This window comes from Streptomyces sp. HUAS TT11, assembly GCF_051553595.1.
Lineage (GTDB): Bacteria > Actinomycetota > Actinomycetes > Streptomycetales > Streptomycetaceae > Streptomyces.
Window position 1 is genome coordinate 2,153,903 of sequence record NZ_CP196184.1, and the last position, 13,927, is coordinate 2,167,829.

General features: G+C 73.0%; 14 protein-coding genes. 6 read left to right on the forward strand and 8 right to left on the reverse strand.

Annotated features, from left to right (window positions below; all coding sequences use genetic code 11):
- Positions 1-104: 104 nt before the first annotated feature.
- Positions 105-557 carry a hypothetical protein gene (locus tag ACSHXN_RS09715; protein ID WP_355128278.1) on the reverse strand — a complete coding sequence of 151 codons (453 nt, stop codon included), beginning with the start codon at positions 555-557 and terminating at the stop codon, positions 105-107.
- A gap of 84 nt (positions 558-641) precedes the next feature.
- Here ACSHXN_RS09715 and ACSHXN_RS09720 point away from each other — a divergent pair, with 84 nt between their 5' ends.
- Both ACSHXN_RS09720 and ACSHXN_RS09725 read left to right on the forward strand, forming a co-directional pair.
- On the forward strand, positions 642-1,415 hold the full coding sequence (locus tag ACSHXN_RS09720; protein ID WP_355796351.1) for an MBL fold metallo-hydrolase: 774 nt from the start codon (positions 642-644) through the stop codon (positions 1,413-1,415).
- Positions 1,415-2,038: a DedA family protein gene (locus tag ACSHXN_RS09725; protein WP_355128274.1), complete on the forward strand. Its 624-nt coding sequence runs from the start codon at positions 1,415-1,417 to the stop codon at positions 2,036-2,038. The genes ACSHXN_RS09720 and ACSHXN_RS09725 overlap by 1 nt, the downstream gene beginning before the upstream one ends.
- Positions 2,039-2,051: 13 nt before the next feature.
- Here the strand turns inward: ACSHXN_RS09725 and ACSHXN_RS09730 are convergent, their stop codons facing one another.
- The 6 genes from ACSHXN_RS09730 to ACSHXN_RS09755 all read right to left on the reverse strand — a co-directional run bounded on the left by ACSHXN_RS09730 (position 2,052) and on the right by ACSHXN_RS09755 (position 9,958).
- On the reverse strand, positions 2,052-3,131 hold the full coding sequence (locus tag ACSHXN_RS09730; RefSeq protein ID WP_438302945.1) for an MBL fold metallo-hydrolase: 1,080 nt from the start codon (positions 3,129-3,131) through the stop codon (positions 2,052-2,054).
- Entirely contained in the window at positions 3,128-4,375 is a 1,248-nt protein-coding gene (locus ACSHXN_RS09735; RefSeq protein ID WP_355128460.1) for an aminotransferase class I/II-fold pyridoxal phosphate-dependent enzyme, read from the reverse strand. The genes ACSHXN_RS09730 and ACSHXN_RS09735 overlap by 4 nt, the downstream gene beginning before the upstream one ends.
- A 190-nt stretch (positions 4,376-4,565) precedes the next feature.
- The gene (locus tag ACSHXN_RS09740) at positions 4,566-5,255 is read right to left on the reverse strand and encodes a hypothetical protein (protein WP_438302946.1); all 690 of its coding nucleotides are present in this window, start codon (positions 5,253-5,255) and stop codon (positions 4,566-4,568) included.
- A gap of 292 nt (positions 5,256-5,547) precedes the next feature.
- The gene (locus ACSHXN_RS09745) at positions 5,548-6,342 is read right to left on the reverse strand and encodes an RNA polymerase sigma factor SigF (protein WP_355128269.1); all 795 of its coding nucleotides are present in this window, start codon (positions 6,340-6,342) and stop codon (positions 5,548-5,550) included.
- Positions 6,343-6,613: 271 nt separating this feature from the next.
- The gene (locus tag ACSHXN_RS09750; RefSeq protein ID WP_438302947.1) at positions 6,614-8,863 is read right to left on the reverse strand and encodes a SpoIIE family protein phosphatase; all 2,250 of its coding nucleotides are present in this window, start codon (positions 8,861-8,863) and stop codon (positions 6,614-6,616) included.
- A gap of 255 nt (positions 8,864-9,118) precedes the next feature.
- Positions 9,119-9,958: an oxidoreductase gene (locus tag ACSHXN_RS09755; protein ID WP_355128265.1), complete on the reverse strand. Its 840-nt coding sequence runs from the start codon at positions 9,956-9,958 to the stop codon at positions 9,119-9,121.
- A 178-nt stretch (positions 9,959-10,136) separates the two neighbouring features.
- Here ACSHXN_RS09755 and ACSHXN_RS09760 point away from each other — a divergent pair, with 178 nt between their 5' ends.
- The 3 genes from ACSHXN_RS09760 to ACSHXN_RS09770 all read left to right on the forward strand — a co-directional run bounded on the left by ACSHXN_RS09760 (position 10,137) and on the right by ACSHXN_RS09770 (position 12,262).
- A complete protein-coding gene (locus ACSHXN_RS09760; RefSeq protein WP_355128263.1) occupies positions 10,137-11,084 on the forward strand; it encodes a helix-turn-helix transcriptional regulator in 948 nt (315 codons plus the stop codon).
- A 130-nt stretch (positions 11,085-11,214) separates the two neighbouring features.
- A complete protein-coding gene (locus tag ACSHXN_RS09765) occupies positions 11,215-11,589 on the forward strand; it encodes a DUF2795 domain-containing protein (protein WP_355128261.1) in 375 nt (124 codons plus the stop codon).
- A gap of 142 nt (positions 11,590-11,731) precedes the next feature.
- Positions 11,732-12,262 (forward strand): type 1 glutamine amidotransferase domain-containing protein, encoded by a 531-nt coding sequence (locus tag ACSHXN_RS09770; protein WP_438302948.1) that lies wholly within the window; start codon positions 11,732-11,734, stop codon positions 12,260-12,262.
- Between the two features lie 182 nt (positions 12,263-12,444).
- Here the strand turns inward: ACSHXN_RS09770 and ACSHXN_RS09775 are convergent, their stop codons facing one another.
- Positions 12,445-12,801: a DUF6158 family protein gene (locus ACSHXN_RS09775; RefSeq protein WP_355128458.1), complete on the reverse strand. Its 357-nt coding sequence runs from the start codon at positions 12,799-12,801 to the stop codon at positions 12,445-12,447.
- Between the two features lie 13 nt (positions 12,802-12,814).
- On the opposite strand from ACSHXN_RS09775, the gene ACSHXN_RS09780 reads away from it, so the two are divergent.
- A complete protein-coding gene (locus ACSHXN_RS09780; protein WP_355128257.1) occupies positions 12,815-13,921 on the forward strand; it encodes a baeRF2 domain-containing protein in 1,107 nt (368 codons plus the stop codon).
- Positions 13,922-13,927 lie beyond the last annotated feature (6 nt).

Genomic DNA, 13,927 nt, shown 5'->3' on the forward strand with positions numbered 1-13,927 from the left:
CACGTCCCGGCCGCCGCGATCCCCTGGGGACGACCCGCCCCACCTTGCCACATCGTCCGGGACCACCCGAAACACACCGAGCGCGGGCGGCCACGCCCTGGTGGTCAACGACCGTCGTACCCCGCGGTCGGCATCGACAGCCGGCGGTGGACGCGCGCCTTCATCTGGGCGTCGTACGACGGTTCCGCGCAGCCCACCGTCTCGACGCGCACGCCCCGCCGCGCGCACTCCGCGGCGAACTCGTCCACGGAGGACAGGGCCCGCTCCAGGACCCGCCGGCTCGGGGCCACGAACAGATCGACGAGGCCCGCCTCCACGTCCGACCACAGCGCGCTGTGGTCGGGGCGCAGGCTCCGCACGAGCAGCTCCCGCGTCACCACGTACCCGCGCTCCGCCGCCCAGCGCGCACACATCGCGTGCTGGCTGCGGGAGTCGACGAGGAAGGGGTCCGCGTCCAGCTCCTCCAGCGGCATCAGACTGGCGATGGCCGCCACCCGTACCGCGCCGGACCGGCCACAGCCGTCGGGCGGGCCGGAGGTACCGTACGCATCTCCCATGGGGTCCCCCTCACCTCAGGGTTTCGCCGCCGACCCTACTCCTGCCCGTAGGCTCGAGGGGAGTCGCACGAAGGAGGCAATGGAGTGCCGGTGGAGATCACGTGGTGGGGTCACGCCACCTGCACGGTCGAGGACGCCGGTACGCGGGTCCTGACCGATCCGCTGTTCGCGCGCCGTCTCGCACATCTGCGCAGGCGCCGCGGGGCACCGCCGCCGCCCGAGGCCTCCGTCGCGGACGTCGTACTGGTCTCGCATCTGCACGCCGACCATCTGCACGTGCCCTCGCTGGCCCGCCTGGCCCCGGGTACCCGCCTGTTGGTGCCGCGCGGTGCCCTGGCCCAGGTGCCGGGGCTGCGCCGGCTGGGCCGCCTGCGGCTCACCGAGGTCGCGCCCGGGGACGTCGTACGCGTCGACGACCTGGTCGTCCGGGTGGTGCCGGCCCGTCACGACGGACGCCGGCTGCCCGTCGGGCCGCACCGGTCCCCCGCTCTCGGTTTTGTGCTCGAGGGGGGTGCACGGACGTACTTCGCCGGGGACACCGGCCTGTTCGAGTCGATGGCCGAGGAGGTCGGACCGGTCGACGTGGCGATCCTGCCGGTCGGCGGCTGGGGGCCCTACCTCGGTCCCGGGCATCTCGACGCGGGGCGTGCGGCGGAGGCCCTGACCCGGCTGATGCCGCGCAGCGCGGTGCCGGTGCACTACGGCACGTACTGGCCGATCGGGATGGACGCCGTGCGCCCCCATGAGTTCCACACTCCGGGCGAGGAGTTCGTTCGTCTGGCCGCGCACCGTGCGCCGGAGGTGTCGGTGCACCTCCTGGCCCACGGGGAGAGTGTCCGGCCGGAGGTCGCCCGGTGATGTTCCTCGGCACCGCCGGTACCGGCGTGCCCCCGGAGTCGACGCAGCAGGCGCTCGGATATCCGTCGCTGTTCCTGCTGGTGCTGATCGGTGCGCTGGTTCCGGTGGTGCCGACGGGCGCACTGGTGAGTTCGGCGGCGGTCGTGGCCTTCCACCAGACCTCACCCTTCTCGCTCGCCCTGGTGTTCGTCGTCTCGGCGTTCGCGGCCTTCCTCGGGGATGTCGCGCTGTACTGGCTGGGACGCCGCGGAATGCGGTCGAAGAACGGTTCCCGCTGGCTGGAGACGATCCGCGACCGCGCCCCCGAGGAGCGGCTGGCCCAGGCCCAGCAGAAGCTGAGCGACCACGGCATCGCGGTGCTGACCCTCTCCCGGCTCGTCCCCGCGGGTCGCATACCGGTCATGCTCGCCTGCCTGCTGGCCCGGATGCCGCTGCGGGACTTCGCCCGCGGCGACGCCCCGGCCTGCCTCGCCTGGGCCGCGACCTACCAGTTGATCGGGATCCTCGGCGGCTCCCTGTTCCCCGAGCCGTGGGAGGGTGTGGCGGCGGCGGTCGTACTGACGCTGGCCGTCAGCGCCGCGCCCGGTATATGGCGCCGGATACGCAGGACCGCCGCCTCGTGAGCGCCGGTCGCCGTCAGTCCAGCACCCGTGACGCCCCCACCGGCAGATCCCACAGGTCCTCCCGGGCCAGGCCCGCTTTCTCCCAGGCCACCCGCACCCGCGTCAGGGGTTCCATCACCGGCTCCGCCGACAGTACGAACGTGCCCCAGTGCATGGGCGCCATCCGCCGTGCGCCGAGCTCCCGGGTGGCGCGCACCGCGTCCTCCGGGTCGCAGTGCACGTCGCTGAGCCACCACCGCGGGTCGTAGGCGCCGATCGGCATCAGGGCCAGGTCGATTCCGGGATAGCGGCGCCCGATCCGCTCGAACCAGTGGCCGTGTCCCGTGTCGCCCGCGAAGTACACGCGCAGTCCGTCGGGTGCGGTCATGATCCAGCCGCCCCACAGCGAACGGCAGGTGTCGGTGAGGGTGCGCTTGGACCAGTGGTGGGCGGGGACGAAGTCGAAGCGCACGCCGCCCAGTTCGGCGCCCTCCCACCAGTCCAGCTCGGTGACGCAGGTGAACCGGCGGCGCCGGAACCACAGGGCGAGGCCTGCCGGCGCGAACACCGGTGTGTCGAGCGGAAGTCGGCGCAGAGTCGGTAGGTCCAGATGGTCGTAGTGGTTGTGGCTGATGACGACCGCGTCGATGTGCGGCAGGGCGCTCCAGGCGATGCCGACGGGTGTGATCCGGGCCGGGGTGCCGAGGATTCGGCGGGACCAGACCGGGTCGGTCAGCACGGCCAGCCCACCGATCCGCACCACCCAACTGGCGTGCCCCGCCCAGGAGACGGCGACCGTGCCGGCGCCGACCCGGGGCAGCGGGGCCGGTTCGTACGGCAGCAGGGGGATGTCCCGTAGACCGTCGGGGCCGGGCCGTACCGCGCCCTCACGGGCGAAGCGGGCGAAGGCCTTGAGCCCCGGCAGCGGTGCGGTCAGCCGGTCCACGAAGGAACGCGGCCAGATACGGCGTTCACCGAGGGACCTCGGTTCGGAGATCGGCGGAAACGGGGTCCGCGGACCGGGGTCCGGACTCAGCAGGGAGGTGGACACGGGCTCACCGGCGTCCAGTCGGGTCGAGACGGTGCTCGTGGTCGGCTCGGACTGCTGCGTCATCGAGGGGGCTCCCATCGCTGAGCGTCGTCGCGTAGATCGTCGAAGACCGATCCCAGGAGGTTCAACGCGTGTTGCACGTGCGGCAGTTCCAGCGGCGTGGGCGAGACGAGGCTCTGGTGCCGTTCCTCGGCGGTGGCCCCGAGGAACGGCCAGGTGGACAGACGGACGCGCAATGCGGCCAGTTCGTCCCCGAAGCGGTGACCGCCGGGCGCGGGCATGCCGAGCCGGGCGGTGAGGTGGTCCTCCAACTCCTGTGAGTCGCCGACGTCCCGGGCGTCGAGCGCGGAGCGCAAGGGCCCGAGGTCCGCGTAGAGATGGCGGCCCGCCTGCGGGGGCCGGGCGAGGGCGCCCGCCGCGACGAGGGACCGGTGCGCGGCGGCGGCCACCTGCGCGTGCAGCGCGATGCCGGTGGCGAGGCGCTCGGTGACGTCGGCGGGTTCGTCGAGGGCGTAGGCGGCCGCGGCTGCGACCGGATCGGCGACGCGGGCGCCGAGAGCGGTGAGCACATCGAGGACGCGGGCGCGCAGCCCGGCGCCGTCGGCCGTGGCCGGGAAGCGGGCGACGGCCGCGGGCCAGCCGGCCGGAAGAAACGGACCGGCGAGGTCGGTGACGACGGTGATCCGGTCCGGGAGCATCTCGGCGGGGCTGAGCAGCACGGTCTCGTGCGGCCGGTGCACACAGTCGCGCCAGGTCTCGTCGCTCACCAGATGGAGTCCTTCGCCGGCGGCGGCCTCGACGGTCTCGTGCACCACCTCGGGCGGGGCCACGGTCGCGGTCGGGTCGTCGGCGACCGCGAGCACGAGCAGGCGCGGGTCGCCGCCCTCCGCACGGATCCTGCGGACGGTCTCCAGAAGTGCGTACGGGTCCGGGACCCCACCGCACTCCACGGGCGTCGGCACATGGAACACGGACCGTCCGAGCGCCCGTATCTGGGGCGCCCACCAGGCGGGACACGGCCGCGGTACCAGCACGTCGCCGCCGAGCGCGGCGGTCACCGCCGCGAACAGGGTGGGGGCGCCGGGGGCCGCGGCCACGGTGTCGGGCTCGGCGGGCAGTCCACGCCGGGCGAAGTAGCCGCAGGCGGCGTCGAGGAGGGCGTCGGTACGCCCGGAGGGGAGGGCGCCGTCGTGGTCGGCGGCGTCGGCGAGCGCGGCGGACAGACCGGGCAGCAGGGGCAGCCCTTGACCGGGAAGGGGCGGACCGTAACGGACGGGACCGTGCCCTTCCGGATCCGTGCGCCGCATGTGTGCCTCCACGCCGTGCCTGGTGCGGTGGCCGGTCCCCCGGGGCTCCGGCTCGCTCAGGGCCGTCGACCGTGACCGTGGTCCGTCCTCGAACTCCTGTTCCTTCTCGGTGCCGGGGATGCCCTCGAGGTCTGAGTACCCAGGGATCCGGAAGGTCATGGCCGTGCCTCCGAGGCGCACGGGACACGGGTCAGCGGTCGACGCCCGGGCCGTGGCGGCACAGCCGGTGCGCCGCGGCGCCGAGCGCTGCCGCGAGGAGCGGGCCGCCCGCGACCGGTGTCGGGACGGAGGCGCGACCCGTACCGGCCTGCGCCCCGTGCTGGACCCCGGGGGGCTGCTGTGCCTGCCCGCGATCGTCGTCACCCTCCTGGCCCTGGCCCTGGCCCTGGAACCGGCCCTGCCCCGGACGCCGACCCCGATCCTGCCCTTCCGGGCCGTCCCGGGTCGCGGTGAAGGAGACGTTCCACGGCTTCTCACGGCCGCTGGACGGCAACGGACCGCTGCCGTCGACACCCCACTCCGCAGCGGGTCCCACCGCCTCGGCGGGTCCGCCGGCGGTGCCGCCGGCCGGGCTCCGGGCCGTCCCGCTGTGCCCGGCGGCGCTCGGGCTCCTGGTCTGCATGCGGCCTCCGTCGCCGCAGTCGTGGCCGCCGACCCCGTTCAGCCGGACCCTGCCCTCGTCGACGGCGCAGGAGGTGGCGTCGATGCATGCGGGCAGGGCGCCGCCGACGGCATCGCAGGACACCGGGACGGTGACCGGTCCGCCGGCGACCGTCCGCGGCGTGATGCGCGCGGCGGGGTCGGCGAACGCGGGTGCGGCGACGGCGCCCGGAGCGGCACCGGCCACGGCGGTGGACAGGACACGGGCACTGCGGCGCATGCGGCGGGCTCCTTCGGACGGGTTCCTCCGGGCACGGCGATCGTGCCCTCGGAAGCCCATGACAGCCCGCCCGGCCGAGGCCCGCGCGCGGCCGGACCCCATTCGCGCTACCGGGGCAGCCGGGCGGGTGACGGAGGAGGCCGCAGGGCGTCCGGCCCGGTGCCCCTCGACGTCGAGGGGCACCGGGCCGGATCAACGGCCCGAAAGGCCACCGGGCCCCCTCAGCGGCGGCACGAGCGCGAAGGCGACGTGATGTCCCGTCACCTTCGCGCTCGCCCCCGGTCCGCGGAGCTCAGGCGGCGTCCCTCATGACCTGCTCCCGGAGCTGGTTGCAGCAGCGGCTGATCAGCCGGGACACGTGCATCTGGGAGATGCCGAGGCGCTCGGCGATGACGCTCTGGGTCATGTCGTCGAAGAACCGCATGTAGAGGATGGCGCGTTCGCGTTCGGGCAGGGCCTGCAGCCGCGGCTTGACGGCCTCGCGGTCGACGACGGTGTCCAGCGCGGGGTCGGGCGAGCCGAGGGAGTCGCCGAGCGAGTAGCCGTCCTCGCTGCCCGGCAGTTCGGCGTCCAAGGAGAGCGCCGTGAAACTCTCCAGGGCCTCCAGTCCGACCAGCACGTCCTCCTCGTTCATGTTCGCGTGCTCGGCGATCTCGGCGACGGTGGGCCTGCGGCCGGAGATGGTCTGTGACAGGTCCTGGTTCGCGAACCTCACCCGATTGCGCAGGTCCTGAACCCGGCGCGGCACGTGCAGGGTCCACATGTGGTCGCGGAAATGACGCTTGATCTCGCCGGTCACGGTGGGCACGGCATAGCTCTCGAAGGCATGGCCGCGCTCGGGGTCGTAGCGGTCGACGGCCTTGACCAGGCCGAGCGCCGCGACCTGGCGCAGGTCCTCGTAGCTCTCGCCGCGGCTGCGGAAGCGTCCCGCGAGCCGTTCGGCCATGGGGAGCCAGGCCTCGACGATCTGGTCCCGGAGCGCGTCGCGCTCCGGGCCCGGGGAGAGCGTGGCGAGCCTGCGGAAGGCCTCAGCGGTGTCCGGGGCGTCGTCATGGGGGTGGTTCTTCACGCTCGCTCGGTTCGGCATGGTGGGTCGCAACTCCCTTTACTGGTGCCTGGGGTGGACAGTCACCGTGGGAGGAGCACCCGGGCCGGACGGGCACACCCGTGGCGGGTCTCGATCACTCCCACGGACGTGCCTCCTGTCCGAAGCACTGAACTCCGCCTGCCCTGCCCCCTGGACGGCAAACACCCGAATGCGGGAGGGGACGACGGAGCTCGGCGAAGGGCACGAGGAGGCGGCGCCCGACGTCCCCGTGCGCGCGGCGGGCGCCTCGTCGAGCTCCGGGCATCACCGCTCAGGTCGCTCCGACGGTCTGCTGCGCCCAGACCGTCTTCTCCTCCGCGTAGTAGCGGGTCCCCCAGTTGTCGGCGAGGTTGGCGATGATGAACAGCCCCCGGCCGTTCTCGTCGATCGTGCGGGCGTGCTTGAGGTGCGGGGCGCTGGACGCGGTGTCGCTGACCTCGCAGGTCAGCTGACGGTCCAGAATGAGGCGCAGCCGGATGGGCGGAGCGCCGTAGCGGATCGCGTTGCCGACGAGTTCGCTGGCGATGAGCTCGGTGGTGAAGGCGGTCTCTTCGTCGATCTTCCAGGTCTCCAACTGGCGGCGGACGGCCGCGCGTGCCAGCGGTGCCGCTCTGGGTTCGGCCGGCAGGGGGCAGCTGAGCACCTGGTCGGCGGGCAGTGCCTCGATGCGCGCCAGCAGGACCATCTTCTCCTTGTCGTTCGCGTCCCGGAGCGCATAGGCGAGGGCGTCGCACAGGTCGCCCAAGGGCCGGCGCGCGCCCGTCTCGAGGAGTGGGCCCAGGGACACGGGAAGGTCCTCGTTGGTCATCGCGATGGTGCTGCCCGGGGGGAGGGAGACCGCGGTGGCCGGGAACGGCGCGCTGCCCTTGCCGGCGAGCACGGGGCCCGCCGGTACGCACATGAGGGCCGCGCTGCCGTCGGGGAGCACAGCGAAGGGCTTCGGGTGCCCTGCACACACAATGGCGCACGTCTGTTCGACCGAGTCATAGACCACGATCAGGCAGCCCGCGGTGAGCGGCACACGGTGCAGGGGGTCGCCGCTGGGCAGTGCCTCCCGCTCCTCGGCCAGACGGGCGGCGGTGTCGCTCAGCCGTGCCATCAGTTCGTCCGGTTCGAGGTCCAGGGCGGCCAGGGAGTGAAGAGCGGTCCTCAGCTGCCCCATGGTGGTCGCGGTGTCCATTCCCCGCCCGGCCACATCGCCGAGGATGAGCGCCGTCCGCGCCCCCGCGAGCTCGATCACGTCGAACCAGGCGCCCCCGCCCCCCGGTCCGGGAATGTGCAGGTGGGAGATCGCCACCGTGGACGGTGTCGCCGGCTGCTGCGGGAGCAGTCTGCGCTTGACGGTGGCGGCGATGGTCCGCTCCCGGGTGTAGCGGCGGGCGTTCTCGATGCACAGCGCGGCATGCGCACAGATGTCGGATGCCAGTGCGACGTCCGCTTCGTCGAACGGGTCCTCGTCCCGGTAGCGGTAGAAGCTCACCACCCCGAGCGCCTCGCCCCGCACGCACAGCGGAGCCACGATCAGGGAGTGGGCGCAGGAACGCTGGATGGACTCCGCTCGGGACGGGTCCGCCTCGAGCCATATGCTGTCCGGCTCCACGGGCACGAGTCGCGGCCGCAGATCGGTCAGGACCCGCGAGAACGGAGTGCCGTACGGCAGCTTCCGCACCTCGCCCACCGGATACGCCGACCGCAGCCCCCGGAAGGCGGCCCGGCGCAGGGGTATGTCCCGGTCGACCGGGGCCAGCGGCGGCTCCTCGCCGCGCACCACGTCCTCGATCACCTCGACCACCACGATGCCGGAGAACGCCGGTACGACAGCGCCGGCCAGTTCCTCGCAGACGGCCACGACCTCCAACCGCTCCCCCACACATCCGCGCACATGCTCCAGCGTTTCCAGGCGCCGCAGGGCCCGCTCACGTTCGGTGACGTCCACGGTGGAGACGATCAGCCCCAGAACCTCTCCGCACTCGCTCTCCAGCCGGGCGTAGGACACCGAGTAGACCCGTGGCCTGCGGCCGACGGCCCCCACCAGGGAGCGCACCAGCCGATCGAGCGCCGGCCTGCCGCTCGCCAGGACCTCGCGGGCCGTCTCCTCCTCCTTCTCGGGGTCCATGAGCCGGAACGCCTCACTGAACACCCGGCCCACCAGTGATTCGACCGGGACACCACGCAGTCCACGCGTCGCCGTGTTGACGCGCACGATCCGCAGCCGGTCGTCCAGGACATGCAGGCCCACGGGCGACTGGGTGAACATCGCCCGCAGGATCGCCAGATCCTCCCTGGACACGGCGTCCGCGGCCGCGCGAACCTCCCACACCACCGAGGAACCGGCCTGCACCGACCTGACCAGCATCGAGTCGGCGCCCCCGCGGCCCGCCCGGTGCCGTTCGCCCTCGACGGCGGCCTCGGCCAGGAGGGCACCCACGGAACGGCCGGCCACCTCCGCCGCGTCCCAGCCGAACAGCTCACAGGCCAGCGGGGAGCACTCGATCACCCGCCCGGCGTCATCGATTCGCATGAGCATGTCACTGCATCCCATGGCACCACACACCTCCGTCCCACCGGCACGTGGACCGCAGGGCCGCTCAGCCGCGAACGGCCGTCGAACGACGCAACGCACCCACCTCCCCATAGTGGGATCCGCACGCGGGACACCGCCAGCAGAAGCGGCCCGCCGGTGTCCGGACCCCGTGGTCCGGACACCGGCGGGCCGAGGGCGTCCGCACGGCTCCCGCCCCGCCTCGGCGGCGGCGAGGGCCCCGGCTTCGTCCGGTCAGGCCGCCGACTGCTCGTCGATGGACAGGGCGACGTCCCGCCAGGCGGCCAGCACGTCCCCCGTCGTGGCCAGCTTGGCCTCGACGTCGTGCACGGTGACGGCGCCGAGAGGGAGGCGGATCGGCAGCGACGGGCCCCGAACCGCGGTGATCACCGCCCGGGCGGCCTTGACCGGGTCGCCCGCCTGGGCGTGGTTGGTGTCGTCGGCCCAGGCCCGCGAGGCACCGGAACTCGCCGCGTAGTCGCCGATGACACCGGCGGCGCGATGCAGCGACGAGCCGTCCAGGAAGTCCGTACGCAGCGGTCCGGGCTCGACGGCACTGACCTTGATGCCCAGCGGAGCGAGTTCCAGAGCCATCGCCTCGGTGAGGCCTTCGACCGCGAACTTGGTGGCGCAGTACAGACCCCAGCCGGCCCAGCCCACGAAGCCTCCGACGGAGCTGATGTTCAGGACCGTTCCGCTGCGGCCGGCCCGCATGACCGGCAGCACGGCGCGGGTGACGGTCAGCAGGCCGAAGACATTGGTGTCGAAGACACTGCGCGCCTCGGCGTCGGAGGTCTCCTCCACGGCACCGACCAGCCCCCGTCCGGCATTGTTGACCAGCACATCGATCCGGTCGAAGCGGTGCAGCGCGGCGGCGACCGCCGCGTCGGCCTGCTCGGGGTCGTTCACGTCGAGGGGCACGGCCAGCAACCGCTCAGGGTGCCCCGGCAGGGCGTCGGTCACGGCCTGCGGGTTGCGGGCGGCGGCCACGACGTTGTCACCGTCCGCCAGGACCTGGCGGGCGATCTCCAGTCCGAAACCGCGGGAGGCACCGGTGATGAACCACGTACGCATGAGAGAGACTCCATGAGGGGGGAGAGGATCCGGTCGCTGCCACGACCGGAGCGGACCCTCTCCATACGACCGGAGACCGAGGCGGTGTCCCAGCGGTTGTCGGGCTCCGGTGTTCCTGGTTCCGGCAGACCCCCCTTCGGCCTGGCAGGCCGATCACCGGCTGCCGATACTTGAGGACATGGCCGAGCACACCGAGTTGCGCGAGTTCCTCAGGTCCCGCAGAGCTCGCCTGACACCTGCCGACGTAGGGCTTCCCTGGCACACGGACGGGCGCCGGGTCGCCGGGCTGCGCAGGGAGGAGATCGCCGTACTGGCCGGGGTGAGCGTGGACTACTACACGCGCCTCGAACAGGGGCGGGCCCGTAACGTCTCCGACCAGGTCCTCACGGCGGTGGCCGCCGCGCTCCGGCTCGACGGGCTGGAGCGGCAGCATCTGTTCGACCTGGTCAGGGCCGACGCGGGCCGCCCCGACCGGACCGCCGCCACGCTGCCCGCGCGGGCACCCAGGGCCCGTTCCGGGCTGCACGAGCTACTGCGGTCCCTGGATCCGACACCCGCCGTGCTGCACGGGCCGCGCCTGGAGGTCGTCGGCATCAACAGAATGGGCAAGGTCCTCCTCGACGACTTCGACGCCATGCCGGCGGCCGAGCGCAACATGGCCCGCTGGATGTTCCTCGACCCCAGGGCCCGGGAGGTCTACCCCGACTGGGGGGAGATCGCCGAGCAGACCGTGGCCATCCTCCGCGTGGCCGCGGGCCGCAGCACCTCGGACCCGGCCCTGGCCTCCCTGGTCGGAGAACTGAGCACCCGATCGGAGGAGTTCGCCCGGTACTGGGCCAACTACCGGGTCTTCCGGCACACGCACGGCACGAAGCGTTTCCGCCATCCTGCCGTCGGAGACATGACGCTCAGGTACGAGACGCTGCACACCCCGACCGAGGCGGATCTGTACCTGACCCTCTACCTCGCGGCCGCGGGTTCACCGTCCGAGGAGAAGCTCCACATCCTCTCCAGCTGGGCGGCGGCGCCTGCGACCCGGAGCGCCACCGCAGGCAAGGACACCCCGGCGGGGGACGCGGCGTCCCGTGGTCCCTCGTTCCGTCCCGGCCCGCCCGAGGCGCACTGATCACCTCTTCGTCGGCAACCGCTGACCGTGCCTCCCTTCCCACCACCCGGTTCGGCCATCCGGCTTTCCTCCGTGTCGATCGCGGCCCACCGGGTACGCGAGGGTCCACCCCGAAGATCTGGAGGGAGTCATGCAGCGAGGCAGTGACCGCCTGAGCGTCCACCGTGACGACGAGATGAAGCACGAATTGCAGGGCCTGCTGCGGTCCGGTCACCCGACCAGGACCGAGGAGTGGTACGACCCCGAACCGGTCGCCGACGACGACCCGGCGGTCTGGCGCGGGGCGGTGGTGCCCGGCGACTCCAGGACGGCCCTGGAGGCGGCCCGTCTGGAGCTGGCCCGGTATCTCGGACGCAGCAACTTCCCGGCGACGCCGAGCCATCTGGCCCGCGTCCTGCGGAGCAAGAACGCGCCCGGCCCCCTGCTCGAGGCGGTGGAGCGGCTGCCCCGCCCGGCCCGCTACGCCAACGCCGAGGCGCTCGCCGAAGCCGTCGTGCGCAGGTAGCCGGCCGTGCGGAAGGCATGGACGTCCGGCCCAGGGGTGCTGCGGGCGTCGCTGCGCCGCAGCAGCACCCCTGCCGGCCGGCAGGGGGCCCGCGCGACGGGGCCACCGGCACGGGCAAGCAGAGAAAGGACAAGTGACCGTCATGCGTATCGCGTTCCTGACCGCGCCCGAAGGCGTCGAGCAGGTGGAACTCACCGATCCCTGGCAGGCCCTGACCGAGGCCGGCCACGAACCGGTTCTGGTGTCGACGAAGACGGGCCACATCCAGGCGTTCGACCACCTGGACAAGGCGGACACGTTCCCGGTGGACGCGGTGGTCGGCCAGGCGCAGGCCGAATCCTTCGACGGGCTGGTGCTGCCCGGAGGCGTGGCCAACCCCGACTTCCTGCGGACGGACGAACGGGCCGTTGCGTTCGTGCGCTCCTTCTTCGCCCGGGGGCGTCCGGTGGCGGCGATCTGCCACGCGCCGTGGACGCTGGTCGAGGCCGACGTCGTACGGGGCCGCACCCTGACGTCGTGGCCCAGCCTGCGCACCGACATCACCAACGCGGGCGGCACCTGGGTGGACGAGCAGGTGAGGGTCGACCAGGGCGTCAACAAGCTGATCACCAGCCGCAAGCCGGCCGATCTCAAGGCGTTCGACGAGGCGATACTCACCGAGTTCGCCGCGTAGCGGGGCTCCACCGCCGTAAACCGGTTTCCCCGGACGTCGGCATCCCGGCGCCGACGGTGCGGACGACGGCCGCCTGGTCGGCGCGGATGTCTCCGATCAGGGGATGCGGCCGATGCACGCTCCCCCGGCAGGCACAGTACCCGTCGGCCCCGCCGCTCCCAGGACCGCGGCATGCGCCCGGGTCAGCGGGCGGGATTCACCCGTTCGGGTTCCGCGCTTCCGAGCTCCGTCAGGCTCGTCCCCCGGTCGCGTTCCCGGGCGCCGTCGCGCGTCCGGCTCGCGGCGATCACCCGGCGGGGATGGCGGAGCAGGTACTCGCCCTCCAGTTGCGCCATGCGGTCGTTGTGGGCCCGCAGCGCGTCGTTCGATCCGTACAGCAGCGTGTCGTGCCGTGTGCGGTGGATCGTCTCCAGCTCCTTCATGAGCTGCTGGTCGGTCAGCCGGCCCGGGTCGACTCCGGTCATGGTGGTACCCCGCTCGTCGTGTTCCTCGGTGCGGTCCGGGTACCCGCCCGGACGAAGCACTACCCCGAGCGGCATCCGGGAGGGAGCCATGGATCTCGCCTTTCTCCATCCACTGTACGAACATCCCGGACCCTGGGCCTCCGTGTATGTGGACACCTCCCGGCACACCGAGTCCACCCCCCAGGAGCGCACCCTGACCGCTCAGGCACTCGCCCGCGACCTGGACTGGCAGGGCGCGGACGAGCCGACGTGCCGGGCGGTGCGGACCGCCGTCGAGGAACTGGCCCACTCCCCCGAGCCGCACGGCAGAGCGCTGTTCGCGCGGGCGGGCGAGGTCGTCCTGGATCCGCCGCTGGCCGCCGTCCCGGGCGAGTCCTCCGCGTCCTGGGCCGCTCTGCCGCACACGGCTCCACTGCTCGACCTGGCCAACGAGGAGCCGGTGTGCGTGGTGGCGTACATCGAACGCAAGGGCGCCGAATTCGAGCTGCGCGGGGCACTGGGCAGCAGGGACGCCGGGAGGGTGACCGGTCAGGACCGGCCGCCGCACCGGACGACCACCGGGGACTGGTCCGTGCGCCACTTCCAGCTGCGGGTGGAGAACATCTGGGAGCACAACGCGGCCGAGATTGCGGACGCGCTCGCCGTCTGCCAGGAGGAGACGGGCGCCGACCTGGTGATCCTGGTCGGCGAGCGGCGTGAGCGGCACTCCGTGCACGAGCGGCTGCCGAACCGGCTCCGCGGCCGGGTCGCACAGGCGCCGCACGGGCCGGGCAGCCGGCTGCTGGACGAGGACGTGGAACGGATCCGCGCCCAGCATGTGCGGGCCCGGGCGGCCGAGGAGCTGGAGCGCTTCCTCGCGGCCCGCGCACCGGACACAACGGGTCGGCCGCGGACGGCCGAGGGCGTGCCGGCGGTGGTCGAGGCGGCGCGCGAGCACCGTATCGACGAACTTCTGATCCATCCGTCCGGCTCCGACACACATCGGGAGGTGTGGATCGGAGAGGACCCCGACCAGGTCGCGGTGCGCCGCGGGGACCTCACGGCGCTCGGCGAGCGGCACCTCGAACAGGCGCGGGCGGACGACGCGCTGCTGCGCGCCGTCGTGGAGACGGGAGCCGCGGCGATCTCGGTGCCGGCGGTACGGCCGGGCGAGGCGCCGGTGGGCGGTGTGGGGGCGCTGCTGCGCCGGCCTTAGCGCGCA